Origin of the sequence: Streptomyces sp. Da 82-17 (genome assembly GCF_046098215.1) — a bacterium.
GTDB lineage: Bacteria > Actinomycetota > Actinomycetes > Streptomycetales > Streptomycetaceae > Streptomyces.
Genome location: NZ_JBJURH010000001.1, coordinates 226,215 through 249,788 on the forward strand (window position 1 = coordinate 226,215; position 23,574 = coordinate 249,788).

Annotated in this window: 23 protein-coding genes; 7 read left to right on the top strand and 16 right to left on the bottom strand. The window is 72.1% G+C overall.

Translation table 11 applies throughout. The features are described 5' to 3' along the window. Positions 1-10 precede the first annotated feature (10 nt). The 4 genes from ACIDOF_RS01020 to ACIDOF_RS01035 form a co-directional block, all read right to left on the bottom strand. Complete coding sequence (locus ACIDOF_RS01020; protein WP_409003659.1) at positions 11-1,261, bottom strand: hypothetical protein; 1,251 nt, start codon at positions 1,259-1,261, stop codon at positions 11-13. After that, complete coding sequence (locus tag ACIDOF_RS01025; protein WP_409003660.1) at positions 1,251-1,799, bottom strand: DUF6114 domain-containing protein; 549 nt, start codon at positions 1,797-1,799, stop codon at positions 1,251-1,253. Before ACIDOF_RS01025 ends, ACIDOF_RS01020 begins: the two co-directional genes overlap by 11 nt. Before the next feature lie 177 nt (positions 1,800-1,976). After that, positions 1,977-2,612: a DUF6230 family protein gene (locus ACIDOF_RS01030; RefSeq protein WP_409003661.1), complete on the bottom strand. Its 636-nt coding sequence runs from the start codon at positions 2,610-2,612 to the stop codon at positions 1,977-1,979. A 664-nt stretch (positions 2,613-3,276) separates the two neighbouring features. Beyond that, positions 3,277-4,245 carry a tetratricopeptide repeat protein gene (locus ACIDOF_RS01035; protein ID WP_409003662.1) on the bottom strand — a complete coding sequence of 323 codons (969 nt, stop codon included), beginning with the start codon at positions 4,243-4,245 and terminating at the stop codon, positions 3,277-3,279. A 408-nt stretch (positions 4,246-4,653) separates the two neighbouring features. Here ACIDOF_RS01035 and ACIDOF_RS01040 point away from each other — a divergent pair, with 408 nt between their 5' ends. After that, the gene (locus tag ACIDOF_RS01040) at positions 4,654-5,280 is read left to right on the top strand and encodes a TetR/AcrR family transcriptional regulator (RefSeq protein ID WP_409003663.1); all 627 of its coding nucleotides are present in this window, start codon (positions 4,654-4,656) and stop codon (positions 5,278-5,280) included. Between the two features lie 65 nt (positions 5,281-5,345). On the opposite strand, the gene ACIDOF_RS01045 is transcribed toward ACIDOF_RS01040, so the two are convergent. The 6 genes from ACIDOF_RS01045 to ACIDOF_RS01070 form a co-directional block, all read right to left on the bottom strand. Next, positions 5,346-6,419, bottom strand: coding sequence for an alpha/beta fold hydrolase (locus ACIDOF_RS01045; protein ID WP_409003664.1), 1,074 nt, complete (start codon positions 6,417-6,419; stop codon positions 5,346-5,348). Positions 6,420-6,504: 85 nt separating this feature from the next. Continuing rightward, complete coding sequence (locus ACIDOF_RS01050; RefSeq protein WP_409003665.1) at positions 6,505-8,205, bottom strand: methylmalonyl-CoA mutase; 1,701 nt, start codon at positions 8,203-8,205, stop codon at positions 6,505-6,507. Between the two features lie 96 nt (positions 8,206-8,301). Continuing rightward, complete coding sequence (locus tag ACIDOF_RS01055; RefSeq protein ID WP_409003666.1) at positions 8,302-9,366, bottom strand: acyl-CoA dehydrogenase family protein; 1,065 nt, start codon at positions 9,364-9,366, stop codon at positions 8,302-8,304. A 115-nt stretch (positions 9,367-9,481) separates the two neighbouring features. Then, entirely contained in the window at positions 9,482-9,820 is a 339-nt protein-coding gene (locus tag ACIDOF_RS01060; protein WP_409003667.1) for a DUF3817 domain-containing protein, read from the bottom strand. 78 nt (positions 9,821-9,898) lie between these two features. Next, the gene (locus ACIDOF_RS01065; protein WP_409003668.1) at positions 9,899-10,408 is read right to left on the bottom strand and encodes a MarR family winged helix-turn-helix transcriptional regulator; all 510 of its coding nucleotides are present in this window, start codon (positions 10,406-10,408) and stop codon (positions 9,899-9,901) included. A 10-nt stretch (positions 10,409-10,418) separates the two neighbouring features. Next, a complete protein-coding gene (locus ACIDOF_RS01070) occupies positions 10,419-11,687 on the bottom strand; it encodes an MFS transporter (protein WP_409003669.1) in 1,269 nt (422 codons plus the stop codon). 154 nt (positions 11,688-11,841) lie between these two features. Here ACIDOF_RS01070 and ACIDOF_RS01075 point away from each other — a divergent pair, with 154 nt between their 5' ends. Together ACIDOF_RS01075 and ACIDOF_RS01080 are read left to right on the top strand one after the other, a co-directional pair. Continuing rightward, positions 11,842-12,837: a DUF5937 family protein gene (locus tag ACIDOF_RS01075; RefSeq protein WP_409003670.1), complete on the top strand. Its 996-nt coding sequence runs from the start codon at positions 11,842-11,844 to the stop codon at positions 12,835-12,837. Positions 12,838-13,050: 213 nt separating this feature from the next. Then, complete coding sequence (locus tag ACIDOF_RS01080) at positions 13,051-14,070, top strand: glycoside hydrolase family 6 protein (protein WP_409004009.1); 1,020 nt, start codon at positions 13,051-13,053, stop codon at positions 14,068-14,070. A gap of 227 nt (positions 14,071-14,297) precedes the next feature. Here the strand turns inward: ACIDOF_RS01080 and ACIDOF_RS01085 are convergent, their stop codons facing one another. The 3 genes from ACIDOF_RS01085 to ACIDOF_RS01095 form a co-directional block, all read right to left on the bottom strand. After that, on the bottom strand, positions 14,298-16,094 hold the full coding sequence (locus ACIDOF_RS01085) for a glycosyltransferase family 2 protein (protein ID WP_409004010.1): 1,797 nt from the start codon (positions 16,092-16,094) through the stop codon (positions 14,298-14,300). Between the two features lie 252 nt (positions 16,095-16,346). After that, a complete protein-coding gene (locus ACIDOF_RS01090; protein ID WP_409003671.1) occupies positions 16,347-16,637 on the bottom strand; it encodes an MTH1187 family thiamine-binding protein in 291 nt (96 codons plus the stop codon). After that, complete coding sequence (locus tag ACIDOF_RS01095; RefSeq protein ID WP_409003672.1) at positions 16,634-16,978, bottom strand: DUF3817 domain-containing protein; 345 nt, start codon at positions 16,976-16,978, stop codon at positions 16,634-16,636. The genes ACIDOF_RS01090 and ACIDOF_RS01095 overlap by 4 nt, the downstream gene beginning before the upstream one ends. A 146-nt stretch (positions 16,979-17,124) precedes the next feature. Here ACIDOF_RS01095 and ACIDOF_RS01100 point away from each other — a divergent pair, with 146 nt between their 5' ends. From ACIDOF_RS01100 to ACIDOF_RS01115, 4 genes are all read left to right on the top strand, one after another. Then, on the top strand, positions 17,125-17,763 hold the full coding sequence (locus tag ACIDOF_RS01100) for an AIM24 family protein (RefSeq protein ID WP_409003673.1): 639 nt from the start codon (positions 17,125-17,127) through the stop codon (positions 17,761-17,763). Next, complete coding sequence (locus ACIDOF_RS01105) at positions 17,763-18,413, top strand: AIM24 family protein (RefSeq protein WP_409003674.1); 651 nt, start codon at positions 17,763-17,765, stop codon at positions 18,411-18,413. Before ACIDOF_RS01100 ends, ACIDOF_RS01105 begins: the two co-directional genes overlap by 1 nt. 62 nt (positions 18,414-18,475) lie before the next feature. After that, positions 18,476-19,225, top strand: a complete 750-nt coding sequence (locus ACIDOF_RS01110; RefSeq protein ID WP_409004011.1) for an AIM24 family protein — start codon at positions 18,476-18,478, stop codon at positions 19,223-19,225. A 129-nt stretch (positions 19,226-19,354) separates the two neighbouring features. Then, complete coding sequence (locus ACIDOF_RS01115) at positions 19,355-19,831, top strand: MarR family winged helix-turn-helix transcriptional regulator (protein ID WP_409003675.1); 477 nt, start codon at positions 19,355-19,357, stop codon at positions 19,829-19,831. A 31-nt stretch (positions 19,832-19,862) separates the two neighbouring features. On the opposite strand, the gene ACIDOF_RS01120 is transcribed toward ACIDOF_RS01115, so the two are convergent. From ACIDOF_RS01120 to meaB, 3 genes are all read right to left on the bottom strand, one after another. Then, the gene (locus ACIDOF_RS01120) at positions 19,863-21,287 is read right to left on the bottom strand and encodes a sensor histidine kinase (protein WP_409003676.1); all 1,425 of its coding nucleotides are present in this window, start codon (positions 21,285-21,287) and stop codon (positions 19,863-19,865) included. Next, entirely contained in the window at positions 21,284-21,946 is a 663-nt protein-coding gene (locus tag ACIDOF_RS01125) for a response regulator transcription factor (RefSeq protein WP_409003677.1), read from the bottom strand. Before ACIDOF_RS01125 ends, ACIDOF_RS01120 begins: the two co-directional genes overlap by 4 nt. Before the next feature lie 641 nt (positions 21,947-22,587). Continuing rightward, positions 22,588-23,544, bottom strand: coding sequence for a methylmalonyl Co-A mutase-associated GTPase MeaB (gene meaB, locus ACIDOF_RS01130; RefSeq protein WP_409003678.1), 957 nt, complete (start codon positions 23,542-23,544; stop codon positions 22,588-22,590). Positions 23,545-23,574 lie beyond the last annotated feature (30 nt).

Here is a 23,574-nt window from a genome sequence, read left to right on the forward strand (position 1 = left end):
GGCCGGCCGCTCAGTCGGTGATCTCCGAGTGGAAGCCCGGCACGGTCAGGTTGCCGCCGAACTGGGCCGCCTGCACCGCCTCGACCTTCGTCAGGTAGATCGTCGGGATGTTCAGCGGCGGCGGGTGCTCCGGGTCGAACGTGACCGGGATCAGGCCGAAGAGGTGGCCCGAGAGACGCTCGGTGTACATGATCGTCTCGCCGCCGCGGATCGTGGACGTCGCGCCCTTCGCGGACTTGATGTGGTACGTCTCGCCGCCCGGGCCCTTGACCGTCTGGTGCAGGTCACCGATGTCCGTGCCCTTGCTGACCACGTACTTCATGACCTGCTTGGTCTTGCCGCCCGCGGTCTTCAGGTTGACGATGCCCTTGTAGTCGGCGCCCTTGAGGAGCAGCGAGCTCGCCGACAGGTGCCACGGGTCGTCGGGGATCGGCGCCGGCGCGGTCTCGTCCTCGCCCGCGACCTTCTTCTCGACGACGCACGGGAACGGCTTCTTGCCGTCCGCGTCCGGCGCGAGCGGGTCCGTGGCCTCGGCCCCGGGCTTCAGCGCGTCCTCGGCCGCGTCCTTGGCACCGTCGACGGTGTCCTTCGCGCCGTCGGTGACCTTGTCGACCGTGTCCTTCGCGCCGTCGACGGTGTCCTTGACGGGGTCGGTGACATCGGACTTGGCGTCCTCGTCCTCGGACTTGGCGTCCTCCGAAGCGGACGGCTCGGGGGCCGGCTCCTCGGAGGCCTTCTCGTCCGGGGTGAAGATGTCCTTGATCGCGTCGCCGACGCCCAGCGGGTCGAGCGGGTTCTTCGTCTCGGACTCGGACGGCTCGGGCTCCGGCTCGTCGGCCTGGCCGCCGGAGTCCGCGGAGTCGCCGGAGGACGGGGAGGGCGTCGGCTCGGGCTCGTCGCCCTGGTCCGGCTCGCCCGCGGACGGCGACGGAGTGGGCTCCTTCGCCTCGTCCTGCTCGTCCTTCTCCTTCTCCTTCTCCGCCTCGTCCTTGGCCTTCTCCTCGTCCGACTCCTTGTCCGGGGCCGTGACGCAGGGGCCGTCCCTGAACGGGTTGTCCGGCACGGGCTTGGCGTGCGCCAGCGTCGGGGTCAGGCCCATGCCCATGAGGATGCTGGTGGGCATCGCGGCGATCGCGATCGCCTTGCCCGCGGGCATGTTCAGCCGTGTGATCAGCGGCTTCTTCGGGGCGGCGTGCCGCGGCCCGGTTCGGTTACGGGAACCGGCATCGGTGCCCTCGTACTGCACCTCGTCACCCGGCACGGTGCCTCCCGTTCGTCTCGTTCATCGAGCCCGTTCCTGTCAGGTCGTCGAACGCACCGTTCACGGCGGGCTCCGCCCGGTCGTCGTCCGCGGCGGGGCTGTCCGCCCTGCCGCCGCGGTGCGCGCCCCGGCCGCCCTGCTCACCGGCCGGCGCCCAGGAGATGCCGAGCGCACCGCCGATCAGCGCGAGCAGGAACCCGACGAGGAATCCGCCGATGTTGGACACCACCAGGGAGACCAGCGCGAGCAGGATCGCGGCGACACCGGCGAAGACCCGCGAGTGCTGCTGGAACCACATGGTGAGTCCGAGCACGACCAGCAGGACGCCGATGATCAGCGAACCCGCCCCGGCGGTGGTCGCCATGGCGAGCGTCAGGTTGCCGAGCTTGATGTTGCCGTACGGCAGATAGGCGATCGGCAGGCCGCCGAGGATCGTGAGGAGGCCCGCCCAGAAGGGCCGGCCACCACGCCAGGCCCGGAACTTCCTCCGGTGGATCGTGAGGAAGTGCTCGTTCGGCCCCTCTGTCACGGCGCTCATGGGACAACAGCTCCTTGGAACCGGCGGTACGTGAAATCAGTGCGGATCTGTGGTGGCGGGCGAGGAGACACGAGCTCCGCGCCCGCCGGGCCAGCTGCCCTACGGCGCCCCGGAGTCGGGGACCGCGGGACAAGGGCGAGTGCTTGGAAGCACGCGGTGCTCAGCGGCACTCGGTGCTCAGAAGCACTCCTTCTTGCCCTTGTGCAGCTTCATGTTGAGACCGCTCAACTTGAAGGTGCCGGCGCTGGTCGCCCACGCCGTCTGCTCGATGTTGCTGAGGATGGCCCGGTCGGCCTCCTGCGCGAAGCCGTTCGGGTTCGCCTGCTCCTTGCCGCCCTTCATGCCGGGGCCCTTGGTGGACTGGCCGGCGGCGACACCGATGTTGAGGCCGCGGAACTCGGCGTCGGCGTCGAGCTGCGCGACGTCGATGTAGAGGTTCTCGGCCTCGACGGGCTTGCTGCCTTCGCCGCCCGCCTTCAGCTGGAGCGTGATGTCACCGAGCACCGGCACGTGCGAGACCACGGACTGGCACATGTTGGTGATCTTGGCGGTCTTGAACGCCGAGACCGAGACGGGGTGGAGCGCCTTCTTGCCCTCCATGTCGACGCCGACGTCGACACCGCCGTACTGGATCAGGCCCTTGCCGTCGAGCTGGTCGGCCGCCACCTTGAACGACTGACCGGACACACTGAACGATGCCGCGAGCGCGCCCTGCCCGAGGGCGACGCCTATCGCGGCAGTCGCCGCGACGCTCGGCACCATGACCACGGCGAACCGCTTCCACCTGGTTCCGCCACGAGCCACGGATTCCATGACTTTCCTCCTTCTCGGACGTACATCTCCGGCCCTGGCTGCGCCTTGCGGCCGAGCCCGGGCAGGGATGGGAGAAGTGCTACGTCCTCGGGAAGGAGCGCCCGCGGCACGGGCGCGACTGCGCCCGCAGCACCGGCGATCACCCCCGAGCGACAACCACTGGTCGCGCCTGCACGCAACCTTCAGGACAGGCCCTGCCATTCGGCAGAGACCCCCCTGTCCTTTGACCGTCGGCGGCGCCTCCGGCCGCTCGGTGGGGACCCAAGGGGCCCGACGCCCCGAACTGGCTGTCGGGAGTGCGGGCATGGACCGAGCGTGGCCGATCGTGGTGCATTCGGAGCGCCCGCACAAGGGGGTTCGTTACCCGCTGGTAACGGCTGGATAACCAGGCCGCGACGGGGTGACATCGGGCGGCCACACTCGGTGCAGCCAACCCCAGGAACAGATACGGAAATTGACGAACAGAACCGGACAGAAGCAACCCGTCGATTTACTCCAAGTAACAGCGGCCGCGATTGCCAAGTTTTGGTAAAGCGCGGCCGCTGAATCGCTCTGTCGCCAAATTTTCACAAGGCCACTGCGGGCCGGCTCGTTTAGCTCCAGGTCACCAACTGGCCGTCCCGGGAAGGCCGGTCCGAGCTGTGACGGGGAGCCGAACGGACCCTCAGAACAGCGCGCGGGCGAGCGCCGAGCGCGCCTGGGCCACCCGCGGGTCCTCGGCGCCGACGACCTCGAAGAGTTCGAGGAGGCGTACGCGCGCGGCGTTGCGGTCGTCGCCGAAGGTGCGCTTGACGGTGTCGACCAACCGCCCGAAGGCGTCCTCGACATGACCGCCCACCAGGTCGAGGTCGGCCGCGGCGATCTGCGCCGCCACGTCGGCCGGCTTCTCGGCGGCGTCCTTGCGCACCTGCTGCGGGTCCAGGTCCTGCACGCGCTGCAGCAGTTCGGCCTGGGCGAGGCCGAGCTTGGCCTCGGTGTTGCCCGGGTCGTCGGCGAGCACGTTCTTGTACGCCTGCACCGCGCCGCCCAAGTCGCCCGCGTCCAGGGCCTGTACGGCGGCTTCGAGCAGCGCGTCGTACGGGCCGGCCGGCGCCTCGGCGGGGGCCGCGTCCTGCGGGGCGTCGGGGTCGACGGCGATGCCGGTGATGCCGAACCGCTCCTCGGCGACCTGGACGAGCTGGTCGATGGTCTGGCGGATCTGCGCCTCGGGCGCCGCCCCCTGGAAGAGCGGCAGGGCCTGGCCGGCGACGACGGCGAAGACGGCCGGGATGCCCTGGATCCCGAACTGCTGCATCAGCATCTGGTTGGCGTCGACGTCGATCTTGGCGAGGAGGATCTTGCCGTTGTACTCGGCGGTGAGGCGTTCGAGCAGCGGGCCGAGCTGCTTGCACGGCTCGCACCACTCGGCCCAGAAGTCGATGACGACCGGGACTTCGGCGGAGCGCTGCAGGACGTCGCGCTCGAAGCCGGCCTCGTCTACGTCGATGACGAGACTCGCGGGCGAGACGGCGCCGCCGCCGCCCTGGCGCGCGGTCTCCGCGCGGGCCTGCTCCGCCTTCGCCTTGGCCTCCTGGGCCGCCTTCACCGCGGCGAGGTCGACGACTCCGCTCATGGACATGTTCCGTGGCTGCATGAGTACATCCTCCCCCTTCCGCCCGCGGCTGTGAAAAGCACTGCGAAATGGACCGCGCAAAGCTCTGCCGGATCGCGCCCGGCTCCGGCAGAATCCATGGAAGCGGAACCGCCGATACCGGGCAGAGGACCGCGGCCCGCCCGCAGGCCTCCCGCCGGATTGCGAGGCGTACGGACAGGTCACGGTCCGGGTCCCGAGGAGGACCGGTACTGCGACGGCGCGGGGTCCCCACCCCGCACCTGTGGTTGCCGCTCGAAGGCTCCCCGTCGAAGTCTTGCGAGCGTCTAGCTTTCGCTACGAGTCGTAGCGTATATCTCCGCGGCCGCCCGCGCCCAGGGGGCGTCGGTGATCTGCCTCACGGAAACGGCAGGGGGTCCGCCGGACTTACCGGCGGGTATCGTCGGCCGCATGTGCCGCACACCCCCACCTGCCGGGCGCAAGGGACGCCCCCGCAGCCCCGAGGCAGACGCCGCGATCCTGTCGGCGACCCGGGAGGCCCTGGTGGACCTCGGCTGGTCGAAGCTGACGATGGGCGACGTGGCCGCCCGCGCGGGCGTCGCGAAGACGACGCTGTACCGGCGCTGGGCGGGCAAGAGCGAGCTGGTCGTGGACGCGGTCGCGGTGCTGTTCGACGAGTTGGAGCTGCCGCCCGACCGCGGCAGCCTGGCCGCGGACGCGGAGTACGTGGTGCTGCAGTTCGCCGCGCTCCTCGAACGGCCGGAGGCGCGTACGGCGTTGATGGCGGTCGTCGCCGAGTCCACCCGCGACGAGGCGCTGCGCGCCCGCATCCGGCACGCGATCGTGGACCGCCAGAAGCGGCTGGTCCTGGAGGGGCGGCGGCGTGCGCAGGAGCGCGGCGAACTCCCCTACGAGGCGGACGAGGCGGCCGCGTCCCGCACGGCGGACCTGATCTTCGACGTGGTCGCGGGGGCGGTGGTCCACCGGTCCCTGGTGAGCGCGGAACCGGTGGACGGGGAATGGGCGCGGGCGTTCACGACCCTGCTCCTGGGCGGCCTCGCGGCGGCGCCCCGATAGGGGCGCGGGGAACTGCGCGACCGGCCACGACGGCGGGTCAGCCGAATGAACACCGTCGGAGGCTTTCAGCGCCGCCAGGCGCAGCTGCCTAGGCTCGCGCGCCCGGCGCCGACAAGCCGGGACGCCTCCCGCGCAGGGAGCAGCTCGCTGTCACCCCCGACGCACACCACCGTCCGTCCCCCGTGCCCCGCGAGGTCCGCGAGGATCTGGTCCCAGTGCCGGTACTGGACGTCGTGCCCGGTGTCCGCGTAGCGGCGTACGACCTCCTCGCCCGGGAGGGCGTCCTGCCAGGTCTTCAGGGTCGACGGCGGCACCGTCGTGTCCTTCTCGCCGGCGTAGAGGAAGACGGGCGCGGTGAGGCGGGAGACGTCGGGGCCGGGGCGGTCGCAGTAGAGGCGCTGCTCGTGCACCTGGGGCGCGACATCCGCCAGCTGCCCGCGCTGGTTGAAGGTCCGCGCCCCTTCCTCGTACGCGGTGTCGACGAAGCCGGGGATGGACCGGACGGGGCTGTCGTCGGGCTGCGCCCACCACTTGCGCGGGTCCCGGACGGAGTCCTCCAGGGCCGCGCCGAGCGCGTCGTCGGACAGCGCGCAGTACGCGGGCTTCGCGCCGAACGGCGGGAGCGCGGCGGCCAGATGGAGCGCGCGGACGCGTTCGGGGGCGCGGGCGGCGAGCTCGGCCGCGTACGGGCCGCCGCCCGAGATCGCGACGACGGACACCTTGTCGACGCCGAGCCGGTCGAGCACCCCGAGCGCGTCCTCGACGAAGTCGGCCTTGCCGAGGCCGGGGTCGAACTCGGTGTCGCCGAAGCCGTTGCGCTCGACGGATATGAGGCGCAGGCCCATCGCGTCCCGGGTGGAGGCGAAGAAGTCGGTCATGTGCTGGGCGCGGGCGGAGGTGCCGGTACCGCCGATGAAGAGCACCGGGCGGCCGTCCTGCGGGCCCGCGTCGGTGAAGTGCGCCGTGCGGCCGGAGGCGAGCTTCGCGGCGTGCACGTCGGGGCCGAGCGAGTCGAACTCGTCCTGCACCTCGGGCAGTCGGGGCGCGTCGGCGACGACGGCGCCGGAGCCGCCGACGAAGAGCGCGCCGAGCACGGCGAGCGCGGTGGCGGCGAGGGCGGTACGGCGGGGTGCTCTCAAGGGGTCCTCCGGGGTAGGTCCGTGTATCGCGAACGGACCTACCCCGGAAGCGAATCCGGAACCCCGGATTCAGGAGCGGCAGCGGTCAGAACCCGGCGGGCTCGGTGTACACGCCCCACTCGTCGCGCAGCGCGTCGCAGATCTCGCCGAGGGTGGCCTCCGCGCGGACCGCGTCCAGCATCGGGCCGATCATGTTGCCGCCGTCGCGGGCCGCGGCGAGCATCGCGTCGAGGGAGGACCGCACCTTGGCGTCGTCCCGGCCGGCCTTGCGGTCGCCGAGGACGCGCACCTGCTCGCGCTCCACCTCGTGGCTGACCCGCAGGATCTCCAGGTCGCCGGTGACGGACGGGGTGTGGACGTTGACGCCGACGACCTTCTTCTCGCCCTTCTCCAGGGCCTGTTGGTACTGGAACGCCGACTCGGCGATCTCGCCGGTGAACCAGCCGTCCTCGATGCCGCGCAGGATGCCGGAGGTGATCGGGCCGATGGGGTGCTTGCCGTCGGGGTGCGCCCTGAGGCCGCGCTCCTTGATCTGGTCGAAGATCTTCTCGGCGTCCGCCTCGATGCGGTCGGTGAGCTGCTCCACGTACCAGGAACCGCCCAGCGGGTCCGCGACGTTGGCGACGCCGGTCTCCTCCATCAGCACCTGCTGCGTGCGCAGCGCGATCTCGGCGGCCTGCTCGGAGGGGAGCGCGAGGGTCTCGTCGAGGGCGTTGGTGTGCAGCGAGTTGGTGCCGCCGAGCACCGCGGAGAGGGCCTCGACGGCGGTGCGTACGACGTTGTTGTACGGCTGCTGCGCGGTGAGCGAGACGCCCGCGGTCTGGGTGTGGAAGCGCAGCCACTGCGCCTTCTCGGACTTCGCGCCGTACACGTCCCGCATCCAGCGGGCCCAAATGCGCCGGGCCGCACGGAACTTGGCGATCTCCTCGAAGAAATCGACGTGCGCGTCGAAGAAGAACGACAGCCCCGGCGCGAAGACGTCCACGTCCAGACCCCGGCTGAGCCCCAGCTCCACGTACCCGAAGCCGTCGGCGAGCGTGTACGCCAGCTCCTGCGCGGCCGTCGCCCCGGCCTCGCGGATGTGGTAGCCGGAGACGGAGAGCGGCTTGTACGCCGGGATCTCGTGGGCGCAGTGCTCCATGAGGTCGCCGATGAGCCGCAGATGGGGCTCGGGCTCGAAGAGCCACTCCTTCTGCGCGATGTACTCCTTGAAGATGTCGGTCTGCAGCGTGCCGTTGAGCGCGGCCGGGTCGATGCCCTGGCGCTCGGCGGCGACGAGGTACATGCAGAAGACCGGGACGGCGGGCCCGGAGATCGTCATCGAGGTCGTCACGTCGCCGAGCGGGATGTCCTTGAACAGGACCTCCATGTCGGCGGCCGAGTCGATGGCGACGCCGCAGTGGCCGACCTCGCCGAGCGAGCGCGGGTCGTCGGAGTCGCGGCCCATGAGCGTCGGCATGTCGAAGGCGACGCTGAGTCCCCCGCCGCCGTTGGCGAGGATCATCTTGTACCGCTCGTTGGTCTGCTCGGCGTTGCCGAACCCGGCGAACTGCCGGATCGTCCACGTCCGGCCGCGGTACCCGGTGGCGTGCAGGCCCCGGGTGTACGGGTACTCGCCGGGCCAGCCGATCCGCTCGAACCCCTCGTAGGTGTCTCCGGGGCGTGGGCCGTAGACCGGCTCGACCGGATCGCCGGAGAGCGTCGTGAAGTCGGCGTCGCGCTTGCGGGCGGCGTCATAGCGGGCCTGCCAGCGACGGCGGCCCTCCTCGATGGCGTCAGCGTCCATACTGCCAATTTACTAGGACGTCCAAGTAAATGTCGATGGCAGACCGCCGCCGAACCGGCCGCCCCGGGCCGCCCTCCCCCTCCGACCAGGGCTTTCTCAGGCCCGAAGGGCCGCCAGATGGGCGCTGCGCACCTCGGCCGTCTGGCCCTGGACCACCAGGAAGAGGCCCTCGCGCGCGAGCCGCTGTGCGGGCGCGGAGAGGCCGAAGGCCCGGCCGCCGCCGGCCACGATCGCCGCGGTCGTCGCCGCCCGCATCAGGTCGTACGCCCGGGTCTTCACCGCCAGCCGCGCGTCCAGCTCCTGGTCGGCGGGCACCTCGTCGACCAGGGCGTAGGCGTCCCTGCGGGCGGCGTCGAGGCGGGCGCGCAGGACGTCCGCCGTGTCCTTCGCCTCCGGGTCGCCAAAGGCGTCGAGCAGGTCGAGGGCGGCGCGGGCGACGCCGAAGACGGCCGGGTTGGTGTTGGTGTTCTTCGGCCGGTCGGCGGCGGCCCACTCCGCGTACGGCTGCCGGGTCACCACGGCCTCCGGGGGCACGGTGAAGCCGTCGAGGACGAGGCCGACGGTGCGGGCGCCGGTGAGCGCGGCCAGGCGCAGCGGCTCGGTCGCCGTCAGGCCCGGCTGGTCGTGGGGTTCGGCGAGCGCGAAGACGACCTGGCCGTCCGCGGTGGCGCCGCCGAGCAGGAACACGTCGTTCAGGCCCCAGCCGGTGTACCAGGGCACCCGCCCGTCGAAGCGGAGGCCGCCGTCGGGCAGCTCGGTGGCGCGGACCGGGAGCTGCGGGAAGGCGCGCAGATGCGAGAAGGCGATCCCGGCGAGCGCGCGCCCCTCGGCGAGCGGCCGCAGCCAGCGCTCCCGCGGCTCCCGCGCCCCGGTCATGAGGGTGCGTACGGGGGTGTGGTGCTGGGCCTGGACGAAGAACGTGGAGCAGCAGGCGCCGGCGAGGATCTCGGCGACCTCCCGGCCGACGGCCGCGGGCGCCTCCCGACCGCCGTACGCGGCGGGCGCGTTGACGCCGAGGACACCGGAGGCCTTGAGCGCGGCGATCGCCTCGGGCGTGACGCCGTCCCGGTCGTGGCGCTCGGCGGCGGGCGCGAGGACGTCCTCGGCGAGGCGGCGGGCGGCGGCGACGAGGGGGTGCTGCGGCGTGGCTGCTGCGGTCATGCGGGTACTCCGGGGTCGAGGAACGGTCGAGGAGGAGTCCAGGGGGCCGGGGCGGGGAACGACAGACGCGCACGTCCGCGATGCGGGCGTGCGCGTCTCAAGTGCGGGGCGGGCCTCAGGCCTTGACGGCTCCGGGGGCCGGGTCGGCGACCTTGTCGGCCAGCTCGGCGGAGATCTTGCGCTCGACGAAGAACGCGGCCGTCGGGATCGTGCCCGCGAGGAGCACCCAGAGCTGCTTGCCGACCGGCCACTTCGCCTTGGAGCCGAGGTCGAAGGCGAAGACCAGGTACACCACGTACAGCCAGCCGTGGGCGATGCTGACCACCTTCGTGAAGTCCGCGGCGCCGTCCAGGCTCAGGGCGTACTTGCCGATCATGCCGAGGCACAGGAGCACCAGGAGCACACCGGTGATGTAGGCCAGGGCGCGGTAGCGGGTCAGCACGGATCGCTTCATGCGTACGAGCGTAACCGCCCGTTTTGCGCGATCTTCAGGCGGGCCCCGGCAGCGGAACCCCGAGGTGGCGGCGCCGGGTCACTTCTCCTCGAAGTCGTGCGCGGCCACCCGCAGCGGGCGCAGCATCGCGAAGATCTCGGCGCACTCCTCGGCGTCGTACGCGCCCAGGCCGAAGTCCATCGCCATCAGGTCGCGGGTGGCGGCCTCCACCGTCTCGCGGCCCTTGTCGGTGATGGTGGCGAGGGTGCCGCGGCCGTCGTTGGGGTTCGGCCGCTTGTCGACCAGGCCGGACTTGACCAGGCGGTCCACGGTGTTGGTGACGGAGGTGGGGTGCACCATCAGGCGCTCCCCGATCTTCGACATGGGCAGCTCGCCGGCCTTGGAGAAGGTGAGCAGCACCAGCGCCTCGTACCGCGCGAAGGTCAGTCCGTACGGCTTGACGACCGCGTCGACCTCGGCGAGCAGGATCTGGTGGGCGCGCATGATCGAGGTGATCGCGGCCATGGACGGCACGGAACCCCAACGCTGCTTCCAGAGTTCATCGGCTCGCGCGATGGGGTCGAACGACAGACTGAGCGGCTTCGGCACGCGTCCGACCTTACCGGGCGGTCACATGCTGGTCAGCCCCGTCTCGCAGTACGGGCTGCGCCGTGCGCGCCCGGCGCACTTCGACCGCGAGCGCGACCGAGCAGACCGTGCCCAGCACGCCCGCGCCCGCGACCACGTGCGCCACCGGGAAGAACTCGGCGGCGAGGCCGGCGAGGGCCATGCCGATGCCCTGGACCGTCATCAGGCCCGCCGTCATCAGCGTCATGGCGCTGCCCTTCAGCTCCTCGGGCACCGCCTCGACGAACCACTGGTCGAGCCCGATCACATACGCCCCGGCCGCCCCGGCGAGCAGCAGCAGTACGGCGCTGACGGCGAGGCCGGGCGTGATCGCGTACCCGAGGAACGGCAGCAGTCCGGCGGCGCCGAGCGGGAGGACGAGCCGGGCGCGGGCGGCCGGGGCGAGACGGGCGCCGACGTACAGCTCGGCGGCGATGTGGCCGACGGGCATCGCGCACATCAGCAACCCGAGCGCCACGGGGCCGGCGCCGATCCGCTCGGCGTACGGGGCGGCCAGCGCCTCGGGGGCCACGACGAAACCGGTCGGCACCCAGAACAGCAGCATCAGCGCGCGCAGGCGGCGATCGGCGAAGACCCGGCGGGCCGCGGTCAGCGAGTCCCGCAGGACGGTGCCCTCGCGCACGGCGCGGGCGGGGCGGGACTTCGTACCGAAGCGGAGGAGCGCGGCGGACGCGAGGAACGTGCCGAGCGTGACGGCGATCGCGCCGCGCGGCGACACCACGGCGAGCAGCAGCCCGCCCGCGCCGAACCCGGCGAGCACCGCGCTCTGCGAGACGATCCGCAGCAGCGAGCGGCCGAGCACGTACAGCTCGCCCTCGCCGAGGATGTCGGTGAGCGCGGCCATCCGCGTCCCGGTGAAGACGGGCGCGACCGCGGCGACCGCGCAGCGCAGCGCGAGCAGCCCGCCGACGGGCGTCCCGGGCAGCAGCATCACGGCCACGCACGCCGCGCAGAGCAGATCGCAGACGACGAGCACGCGCCGGGCCGGGTGCCGGTCGGCGAGCGAGGCGAAGAGCGTGCCGCCGAGCAGGTAGGGCAGGAAGCCGAGGGCGAAGGTGAGGGCGCTGAGCAGCGGGGACCGGGTGAGGTCGTAGACGAGGACGGTCAGGGCGAGTTCGCTGACGACGACGCCGAGCAGCGAGAGCAGGTGGGCCGCGAACACCGCGCGGAACTCGGACACGGCGAACACGGCGGCATAGCGGGGGCGCCGGCCGGACCCGGCGATGGAAGGCGTGGACATGACCGGAAGCGTGCCGCCGCCCATGCGCCGGCTCCAGACATTCGCCTCAGCACGAATCCCATGCGTCCGACGGCCCGAGTTCGGGCAATATTGCGTAGAGATACGGGAGTTGGGGCGGTCTCGGCCCGGACGGGGCCTGAGGGGGCGGGGAGCGATGGTGTTGCGGCTGGTGCTCGGCGAGTCCGATCTGTTGCGCTGCCGGTTCGCGCTGTCCCCGCTGTGGGAGACGCAGCAGGCGGTGCGCACCCTCGCCCGGCCCGAGCACCACGGCTACCACCTGCCGTGGCTGCGCCGCACCCGCGAGGCCGCGGCGGGCCTCGACCTCGCGCCGCTGTGGCTGCTCATGCCGCAGCGCGGGCACGGCGCCGACCTGATATCCCCGCCGCCGATCGGCCCCACGGCGTCGTTCGCGGAGGAGATCGCGCGGGTGCGGGCCACCGACCCGGAGATCGCCCGCGCCGACATCGCCAAGTCCCTCGCCGACCAGCCCGACGGCCTCGCCTCGGCGCGCGGCCGCGCGATGCTGGCCGACCCGGCCCGCGCGGTACGGGACTTGGCCGACCTCCTGGAACGGGCCTGGGAGGCGCTGATCGAGCCGGAGTGGCCGCGGCTGCGCGCGCTTCTGGAGGCGGATGTCGCGTACCATTCGCGCCGCCTCGCGGAGGTCGGGTTCGAGCGGCTGATCGGGGAGTTGAGCCCACGGCTCCGCTGGGCGGACTCCACGCTGACGATCACGAACACCAAGGGCGAGCACTCCCGCGTCCTCGACGGCAGCGGCGTGGTGCTGATGCCGTCGGTCTTCACCTGGCCGGAGACGGTCGGCGGGTACGACGAGCCGTGGCAGCCCGCGGTGATCTACCCGGTGCGCGGCATCGGCGGCCTGTGGGCGGAGCGCGCCGACCGCACTCCGGCCGCCCTCGCCCGGCTGCTCGGGCGCGCGCGGGCCGACATCCTGTGCGCGCTCACCGAGCCCGCCGCGACGACGACGCTGGCCGGGCGGCTGTCCCTCGCCCCGTCGTCGGTCTCGGCGCACCTGTCGGCGCTGCGCGGGGCCGGGTTGCTGACCTCCCGCCGCCAGGGCCGCCATGTGCTGTACGAGCGGACGCCGTTGGGGATCGCGCTGGCGGGCTCCGAGGGCCCCCGCCCCTGACCCGTACGGCCGACCGGCGGGCCCCCACCTGGTCCACGGCCGCCCCACTGACCTGGTCGGCAGCGGTGTCGCAGCGCTCGCACGCCATGCCCGTCATGTCACGATTGCCCGGTCCTTTCGTGCGTCGTAGTCCAAGGGGGCAGGATGCCCGCCCACACCGCCCGCACCGACCACCGCAGCCGGGGCCGTACGCCCGGTCGTACCCGCGGCCGTTTGCCCGGCCGTGCGCCCGGCCCGCTCGCGCGTACCGGGGCCGCGCTCGCAGCGCTCGGGCTCGCGCTCGGCTGCACCCCGGAGTCGGACGACCCGCAGAGGAAGGACGCGGCGCTGGTGCGCGGGCCGTCCAAGCCGTCCGCCCAGTCCGAGTTCTGGGTGGACCCCAACAGCCCGGCCGCCCAGCAGGTCGCGCAGTGGCGGGCGGAGGGCCGCGACTCCGACGCCGAGGTGCTGCGCCGGATCGCCGACCAGCCGATCGCCGCGTGGCCCGCGGGCGACGACCCCGGGCCGACGATCAAGGCGGCCACGCGCGGCGCGGCGAAGGACAACCGCACGGCGGTGCTCGTCGCGTACAACATCCCGCACCGCGACTGCGGCCAGCACTCGCGCGGCGGCGCGCACAGCGCGGAGTTCTACCGGCAGTGGATCGGGGCCTTCGCCGACAACATCGAGGACAGCAAGGCGCTGGTGATCCTGGAGCCGGACGCCGTCCCGCACGTCGTGGACGGCTGCACGCCGGCCGAGTACCACGAGGAGCGCTACCAGCTGATGTCCGAGGCGATCGACCGCCTCAAGAAGCAGCCCAACGTCAAGGTGTACGTCGACGCCGGGCACTCCGCGTGGATCCAGGACCGCGGCAAGCTCGCCCAGTCGCTGTGGAAGGCGGGCATCGACCGGGCCGACGGCTTCGCCCTGAACGTCTCCAACTTCCAGACGGACGCGGCGACGAAGGCGTACGGCAAGGACCTGTCGAAGATCCTGAACGGCAAGCCCTTCGTGATGGACACCGGCCGCAACGGCAACGGCCCGATGCCCGGCGGGGACGAGGCCTGGTGCAACCCGCCCGGCCGCGCCCTCGGCAACCGCCCCGGTACGAAGACAGGGGACCCGCTGGTCGACGCGTACCTGTGGATCAAGCGGCCCGGGGAGTCCGACGGGGAGTGCAGGGGTGGGCCTCCGGCGGGGAAGTGGTGGCCGGAGTACGCGCTGGGGTTGGCCCGCAACACGAAGTCCTAGCGGTTCGCCGCACCCCCAGGGGGCTCCGCCCCCGGCCCCCCGCTCCTCAATCGCCGGAGGGGCTCCCCCCTGGGCCTTGCTCTTCGGCTGCCCGCGTCGCCGTGGCTGGTCGCGCAGTTCCCCGCGCCCCTGATCAGGGGCTCCGCCCCTGGCCCTCGACTCCGGCTCTCCCGCCGTCGTGGCTGGTCGCGCAGTTCCCCGCGCCCCTTTTTGGGGCACGGGGGCGCTCAGCTGCCGCCGCTCGGGGTGCTGGAGACCCTCGTCGTGGCCGTGGGGGTCGGCGCTGCCGTCGGGGGCGGCTGGGTGGCGGGGAGGAGGACCGGCTCGGGGGGCGCCTCGGGCGCCGCCGCCCGCCGTGCCCGGTACTCGCCGAAGGCCCAGATCGAGACCGGCGCGAGGGAGATGACGAGCCCGAGCACCGCCCACGTCCGCATCGCAGCGTGCGAGTTGCCGAGGAACACCGACGCGACGAGCGAGACGAACAGCAGCACCGCCCACGACAGATGGACCCGGAACGTCAGCAGCCGGTCGGGACTGCTGTCGTCCCCCTTCGGCGTGACCACGAACTTGCAGGGCCTGCGCAGCACCGCCGCGCCGAGGGACTTCGCGTAGATCGGGGCGGACAGCGCGGACATCGCCATCCCGGCGAGACCGCCCGACCCCTCGGGCTCGTGCGGCGAGACGTTGTGCCGCCGGTTCCACAGATAGAGCCCCACCTGCAGCGCGGCCGCGTCGCTGTAGAGCATCAGCCAGATCGACGCGGCGACCTGCGTGCCGGACGCGCCGAACCACAGGAACAGGAAGCAGGAGAGGATGCCGAGCGTCCAGTTGACGGCGGTCATCGGGTAGTAGACCAGCATCAGCGAGTAGTTGAAGAACCGCCCCGACGGCATCCGGAACGGCGCCCGCCAGTACTGCTTGAGCACGGTCTCGTACGTGCCCCGGGACCAGCGCAGTTGCTGGGTGAAGAAGTCCGTCCAGGAGGCGGGGCCCTCGCCGACGGCGAGGACGTCCGGGGTGTACACGGAGCGCCAGTGCCGGCCGGTGCGCGGGTTCTTGGTCCGGTGCAGCTCGAAGCCGGTGGCCATGTCCTCGGTGATCGAGTCGTAGAGCCCGCCGACCTGCTTCACGGCGGAGATCCGTACGGCGTTGTTGGTGCCGACGAACATCGGCGCGCGGTAGGCGTTCCCGGCCCGCTGGATCAGGGCGTGGAAGAGGAACTGCTGGGACTCGGCGGCCTTGGTGACGGCGGTGTCGTAGTTGCCGTAGACCTGCGGGCCGACGACGAAGGCGATGTCCGGGTCGCGGAAGTAGCCGAGCATCCGCTCCAGGAAGTTGGGCATCGGCACGTGGTCGGTGTCGACCGAGGCGAAGAACTCGTACTTGTCGCCGTGCATCGCGAGCCAGGCGTTGTAGTTGCCGTGCTTCGTCTTGGCCTTGTGGACGCCGCTGGGCCGGTTCCACTCGGGGACGCCCTTGCGGGAGAAGTGGCGGACGCCGAGCTCGGCGCAGAGCTCCTTGGCCTCCTGGTCGTCGCCCTCGTCGAGGAGCCAGACGTCGACGACGCCGTCGTGGCGCATCTCGGTGGCGCCTTCGAGGGTGGCCCGGACCATGGATATGGGTTCCTTGCCGGGCACGTACGTGGTGAGGAACGCGACCCGGGTGCCGGGCTCGGGGCGGACGGGCACGGGGTCGCGGGCGACCAGCGTGGCGTGCGCGATGGATATGACGTTGATCAGCATGAACAGCTCGATGCAGCCGATCGCGACGAGCATCGTGGCGTCCAGCCAGACCAGCCAGCGGTCGCCGCCCTCGCGCTGGGTCCAGTGCGTCGGCCAGACCAGGTAGACCATCAGGAGCCCGGTGAGGATCGGGGCCAGGGTCATCAGGAGGACGGCGCGTATTCGGTGCGGCTCTTTGGAGAGGAGCTTCCGGTACTGCACCCGGTAGGCGCCCGGAGCCGGCTCGGTGAGCGGTCCGGCGAGCGTGCTGTAGGTCTCGTAGTCGTAGCCCTCCGGCCGCACATCGTCCTCCAACTGATCGAACGCCAACTGATCGAACGAGCTGATACCACTACAAAAGTGGAGAAATCTGGGCGTGTCGAACGGGGAGGCCCGTGAGGGGGCCGTGCGAGGGGAAATTCCGTGTACGGGGACCGAGTTCGGGGTCGAACCCACCCACGTACACGCGTGAGCGCCGGGCCCGCCGTGGTGCGGCCGGCCCGGCGCTCACCGGGTTCAGGGGGTCGGGACGTCAGGGCGTCGGCGGGGCAGGCGTCAGGAGAGGTGGCGCTCCACCGTCTCCACCTTCGACGTCAGCCCGTCGGTGACGCCCGGGCGGATGTCCGCCTTGAGGACGACGGAGACCCGCGGGGCGCGTGCCTCGACGGCGGCGACGGCGCGCTTCACGACGTCCATCACCTCGTCCCACTCGCCCTCGATCGAGGTGAACATCGCGTCCGTGCGGTTCGGCAGGCCGGACTCGCGGACGACGCGGACGGCGTCGGCGACGTACTCCCCCACGTCCTCACCGACGCCGAGCGGGGTCACGGAGAAGGCGACGATCATGCGCTGACCGCGCCTTCCTTGCGGGCGCGGGAGGCGATCACCGCGGCCTCGGCCTCGCGCTTCAGCTTCTTCTCGGCGAAGAAGCCGCCGGTCGGCAGCACGGAGAGGACGAAGTACAGCGCGGCCCGCTTGAGGTCCCACTTGGTGCGGTTCCAGGCGTCCAGCCAGAACAGCACGTACAGCACGAAGAGGATGCCGTGGATCGCGCCCATCACCGGCACCGCGTTGAACTCCGTGGTGCGCTTGAGCACGGAGCAGACGAGCAGCAGCAGGAAGGAGATGGCCTCCGGCGCGGAGACCAGGCGCAGGCGGCGGAGGGCGGAGGCGGTCTTGAGGTCCACGGGTCACCTTCGTCGGGGGGCGAATGCGGTCGGGAGCCAGGCGCGATGGATCTTGTGAACGCGCGCACAAGCTCGCTCCCATTGTGGCAGCCGCACTTTGCCGACTCTTTATCAGGGTCCGATTCCCGGTCGACTACCGTCGGGCCGTGGCTCAGTTCCGACTCCAAGGCAGCAAGGTGCTCGCCGTCTCGCTGGCGGGCGACACCGTGAAGGCGAAGAACGGCTCGATGGTCGCGTACGACGGCCGGATGGCGTTCAAGAAGATGTCCGGCGGCGGCGAGGGCCTGCGCGGCATGGTCACGCGGCGGCTGACCGGTGAGCAGCTGACGGTGATGGAGGTGAAGGGGCACGGCACGTGCTTCTTCGCCGACCGCGCGAGCGAGGTCAACCTGGTCCGGCTGCAGAACGACACGTTGTACGTGGAGTCCAGCAACGTGCTCTGCACCGACGGCGGGCTGCGCACCGGCACGAGCTTCACCGGTCTGCGCGGCGCCTCGCAGGGCAACGGCCTGTTCACGACGACGATCGAGGGCACGGGCCAGGCGGCGATCATGTCGGACGGCCCGGCGGTGGTGCTGCGGGTGTCGCCGCAGTACCCGCTGAGCGTCGACCCGGGGGCGTACATCGCGCATCAGGGCAACGTGAGCCAGAGCTTCCAGTCGGGCGTGAACTTCCGCACCGTCATCGGCGAGGGTTCCGGCGAGTTCTTCCAGATCCGCTTCGAGGGCGACGGCCTGGTGTACGTCCAGCCCAGCGAGCGGAACACGATCGGCGGGGAGGTCTGATGCCGTTCCGTGAGGTCAATTCGAAGATGGTCGAGGCCACGGTCACGCCCGGGCAGCGGCTGTTCAGCCAGCGCGGGGCGATGCTCGCGTACCGGGGCGAGGTGTCGTTCACGCCCAACGTGCAGGGCGGGCAGGGCGGCCTGATGTCGATGGTCGGGCGCCGGGTCGCGGGCGAGGCGACGCCGCTGATGACGGTCGAGGGCAGCGGCACGGTGATGTTCGGGCACGGCGGCCACCACATCGAGGTGATCAACCTCGCCGGGGACACCCTGTACGTGGAGGCGGACCGGCTGCTCGCCTTCGACGGCACCCTGGAGCAGGGCACGATGTTCATGGGCGCGCAGGGCGGCGTGATGGGCATGGTGCGCGGCCAGGTCACCGGCCAGGGCCTGTTCACGACGACCCTGAAGGGCCACGGCGCGGTGGCGGTGATGGCGCACGGCGGGGTCGTCGAGATCCCCATCACCCCGCAGGCCCCGGTCCACGTCGACCCGCAGGCGTACGTCGCGCACCACGGGGACGTGCGCAACAAGCTGTCGACGGCGCTCGGCTGGCGGGACATGGTGGGGCGCGGCTCGGGCGAGGCGTTCCAGCTGGAGCTGTCCGGGAGCGGCGCGGTGTACGTCCAGGCATCGGAGGAGAAGCTGTGAGCACGCCTCACGGACAGGCGGCGTACGGGCAGCCGGGCGGTGGTCCGCAGGCCCTGGACCCGATGACGCTGCCGAGCGACGACAACGTCAATCCGTACACCTTCTGCGTGGAGCTCAAGGGGAGCCAGTGGTTCCTGCAGAAGGGGAAGATGATCGCGTACTACGGCTCGATCGACTTCCAGGGCATCGGGCACGGCCGGCTCGACCGGCTCGTGCGGACGTCGTTCCATTCGCCTTTGCACGCGAGCGACTGGGTCGTGGCGGAGGGCAACGGCAAGATGCTGCTCGCCGACCGGGCCTTCGACGTGAACTCCTTCGACCTGGACGACGGCAACCTGACCATTCGCTCCGGCAACCTCCTCGCTTTTCAGCCAAGTCTGGCGCTGAAGCAGAGCATCGTGCCGGGGTTCCTGACGCTCATCGGCACCGGCAAGTTCGTGGCGGCGAGCAACGGGCCCGTGGTGTTCATGGAGCCGCCGATCCGGGTGGACCCGCAGGCCCTGGTGGGGTGGGCGGACTGCCCGTCGCCGTGCCACCACTACGACCACGGGTACCTGACGGGCGTCATGGGCGGCGTGCGCGCGCTGACCGGTCTGGGCGGGGTCTCCGGCGAGGAGCACCAGTTCGAGTTCGTCGGCGCGGGTACGGTTCTGCTGCAGTCGTCCGAGGCGCTCATGCCCGAGCAGGCGACCGGGGCCACACCGCCGGAGGCCGGGGTGCCGGGCGGCGGGCAGGGCGCCGGGCACGGCGGTCAGGGGGCACCGAGGCTTCCCGGCCAGCTCGGGGACCTGCAGCGTCGCTTCGGGCTGTGAGCGGTAGTCTGCGGAGTGTGACGGCTTCGAACAGCGGCGCGAGACGCCCGCCGGAAGCCGCCCGGGCCGTGTGGACCGTCACACTCCCCATATTCGTTTACGTTTCAACTTCTTAGGTAGAATCGATACATGGAGACCGAAACGGCCACCCCCTGGCTGACCGAAGCCGAGCAGTGTGCGTGGCGCACGCACCTGGAGGTCAACAGGCTGCTCACGTACCAGCTCGAGAAGGACCTGCAGCCCTTCGGCCTGACCATGAACGACTACGAGATCCTGGTCAACCTCTCCGAGTCCGAGGACCTGCGGATGCGGATGAGCGACCTGGCGACGGCCACGCTGCAGTCCAAGAGCCGCCTCTCGCACCAGATCACCCGCATGGAGAACGCCGGGCTCGTCCGCCGCGAGCACTGCGAGTCGGACCGGCGCGGGCTCTACGCGGTCCTGACCGACCAGGGCATGGAGACGATGCGCAAGGTCGCGCCGCACCACGTCGAATCGGTGCGCCGGCACTTCATCGACATGATGTCCCCGGAGACCCTGCAGCAACTGCGCGCGACGCTCACCCCGATCGCCGAGCAGCTGCGGGCGCAGCGCGGCAAGCCGTAAGCGCCCGTCGGCGTCAGTGAGCCGGTGGGGCTCAGCGCGAGCCCCGCAACGGCAGGTCCAGGCTGAACAGGGCGCCGCCCTGCGGGGACCGGGCGACCGTCAGGGTGCCGCCGTGGCGGGCGGCCACGTCCCGGGCGATGGCCAGGCCCAGGCCCGCGCCGCCGTCGTCGCGGGTGCGGGCGTCGTCGAGGCGGACGAACCGCTGGAAGATCCGCTCGCGTTCGGCCTCCGGCACCCCGTCCCCGTCGTCGGCGACCGTCACCACGGCACGGCCGTCCTCCCGGCGCGCGGCGACCTCGATCCGGGACCGGGCGTGCCGCTGCGCGTTGTCCAGGAGGTTGCCGAGAACCCGCCCCAACTGCGAGCGGGAACCGGCCAGTTCGAGCCCCTCCTCGGCAGCCGTCACCGTCACCTGCACCCGGTCCCCGGTGCGCTGCGAGACCTCCTCGCGCACCAGCGCCGCCAGGTCGACCTTCGCCTCGCCGGGCCGCTCCCCCGCGTCGAGGCGGGCGAGCAGCAGCAGGTCGGCGGCGAGCTGCTGCAGCCGTACGGTGTCCTCGACCGCGCCGTCCACGTCCAGCAACTCCGGGTGCGCGGCGCCCACTTCGAGCTGGGTGCGGAGCGAGGCGATCGGGCTGCGCAGCTCGTGCGAGGCGTCCGCGACGAACCGCCGCTGCCGCTCCACGCTCGCCTCCAGGGCGGCCAGCGTCTCGTTGGTCGTACGCGCGAGCCGCGCCACCTCGTCGTGCGCGTCCGGCTCCGGCACCCGCCGCGACAGGTCCTCCGACGCCGTGATCGCCGCCATCTCCGCGCGGATGCCCTCCACGGGACGCAGCGCGCGCCGGGTCACCAGCCACGTCGTACCGCCGACCACCAGGAGCAGCGCCGGCAGGCCGATCAGCATGGCCGTGGCCGCGGAGCCGACCGCGCTGTGCTGGGCGTCGAGCGGGGCGCCCGCGTAGACCAGGACCGTCTCGTCCCGCAGGTCGGTCACCTCGACCTGGGCGAAGCGGTACGCGGCCTCCTCGCCGTCCACCGTGGCCCGGCCCTCGCTGTGCCAGGTGATCTCGCCGAGCTCGCCGGGCTCCGGGTCGTCGTCCTCGTCGTCATCGTCCCGGTCGGCCTCCGGGTTCGGCACCGGGCGCACGCCGGGCGCGCCGGTGCCGTGGATGGCCTCCAGGTCGTCGGAGACCGCGAGCACCCGGTCGTCCCGGTCGACGACCTGCACCGGGTGCTCGTCGCCGTCCGGCAGGTCCAGGTCCTTGTACGGGGTACGGGCGGCGATCTGGGCGGCGACCTGCCGGGCCGCGTTGTCCGCGTCGGCGTCGGCCTGATCGCTGAGGTTGCTGCGCAGCGACAGCAGCACGGCGACCCCGGCGGCGACCAGGGCCACGGCCACGACGAGGGTGGCGCCGAGCGTGGCCTTCGCGCGGATCGACCCGAACATGCGGCTCACCGCGACTCCAGCCGGTACCCGGCGCCGCGCACCGTCTTGATCAGCGGGGCGCCGAGCTTGCGGCGCAGGGCGCTGATGTAGACCTCGACGATGTTCGGGTCCCCCTCGTACGCGAAGTCCCAGACGTGCTCCAGGATCTCCGCCTTCGACACCACCTGCCCGGCGCGCGTCGCGAGCTGCTCCAGGACCGCGAACTCCTTTGCGGTGAGCGTCACTTCGGCCCCGGCCCGGCGCACCCGGCGGGCGGCCGTGTCCACCTCGATCTCGCCGAGCGCGATGACCGGCGAGGCCCCGCCGTTGCCGCGGCGCCGCAGCAGGGCCTTGATCCGGGCGACGAGGACGACGTACGAGAACGGCTTCGTCAGGTAGTCGTCCGCGCCGGTGTCGAGGCCCTCGGCCTCGTCGTACTCGCCGTCCTTGGCGGTGAGCATCAGGATCGGGACGTCGTGGCCCGCGGCGCGGAGGGCGGCGCAGACGCGGTAGCCGTTCATGCCGGGCAGCATGATGTCGAGGACGACGAGGTCGTACACGCCCTCGCCCGCCCTGTGCAGGCCCTCCAGGCCGTCGTGGACGACGTCGACGGCGTAGCCCTCGGCGGTGAGGCCCTTGGCCAGGGACAGGGCGAGTCTCTTCTCGTCCTCGACGATCAGCAGGCGCATGCGGAAAGGTTCCCAGACGCACCCTGAAGCCGACCTGAAGCCCGCCCTCACCCCAGGGGGCTCCGCCCCCGGCCCCCCAGCTCCTCAATCGCCGGAGAGGCTCAATCCGGGTCGTCTTTCGGCTTACCCGCCGTCGTGGCCGGTCGCGCAGTTCCCCGCGCCCCTCACCAGGGGCTCCGCCCCTGGCCCCTCCTTCAGCTCTCCCGCCGTCGTGGTGGCCGCTGTGCCCACCCTCCCCCAATCGCCCTGCGGAACGCCTGCCCACAGCAGGGCGGGGGACGTGCCCCGAAAGGGGCGCGGGGAACTGCGCGACGAGCCACGACGGCGGGAAAGCCGGGCGACGGGCCGAGGGGGCAGGACGTGCCCCGCTCAGGGGCGCGGGGAACTGCGCGATCAGCCGCGACGGCGAGAAAGCCGGGTGACGGGCCGAGGGGGCAGGACGTGCCCCGATGAGGGGCGCGGGGAACTGCGCGAGCGGGCGCGACGGCGAGAAAGCCGGGCGACGGGCCGAGGGGGCAGGACGCGCCCCGGTCAGGGGCGCGGGGAACTGCGCGAGCGGGCGCGACGGCGCCGCAGACGAACGACGGTCCCGGGGTCTGGGGCGGAGCCCCGGGGGAGCCGAGCCCCGGACCACGGGAAGGTCAGGTCGACGTAAGCCCCGTCACCAACTCGTCCGCCGCCGCGTAAGGATCCAACTCACCGCCCACGATGCGATCCGCCAGCGCCGAGAGGCGGCGGTCGCCGTGCAGGTCCGCGATGCGCTCCCGCAGGGCCGTGACGGCGATCGTCTCCACCTCGCGCGCCGCCCGCGCCCGCCGCCGCTCGGCGAGGACGCCGCGCTCCTCCATCCACGCGCGGTGCTTCTCCAGGGCCTCGACGACCTCGTCGACGCCCTCCCCGCGGGCTGCGACCGTCTTCACGATCGGCGGGCGCCAGTCCCCCGCGCCGCGGGCCTCGCCCAGGCCCAGCATGTGGTTGAGCTCGCGGGCCGTCGCGTCCGCGCCGTCCCGGTCGGCCTTGTTCACCACGTATACGTCGCCGATCTCCAGGATTCCGGCCTTCGCCGCCTGGATGCCGTCGCCCATGCCGGGGGCGAGCAGGACGACGGACGTGTCGGCCTGCGAGGCGATCTCCACCTCGGACTGGCCGACGCCGACGGTCTCGACGAGGACCACGTCGCAGCCCGCCGCGTCCAGGACCCGGATCGCCTGCGGGGCCGCCCAGGCGAGCCCGCCGAGGTGGCCGCGGGTCGCCATCGAGCGGATGTAGACGCCCGGGTCGGAGGCGTGGTCCGACATCCGCACGCGGTCGCCGAGCAGCGCACCGCCGGAGAACGGCGACGACGGGTCGACGGCGAGCACGCCGACCCGCTTCCCGGCCCGCCGGTACGCCGCGACCAGCGCGGACGTGGACGTCGACTTGCCGACGCCCGGCGACCCCGTCAGGCCCACCACGTACGCGTTGCCGGCCAGCGGGGCGAGGGCCGCCATCACCTCGCGCAGCTGCGGGGACGCCCCCTCCACCAGTGAGATCAGCCGGGCCACGGCCCGCGGCCGGCCCTCGCGCGCCTGAGCCACCAGGGTGGGGACGTCCTGCATCTCTGCTCCCGTTCTGTTGCTACGCGTACG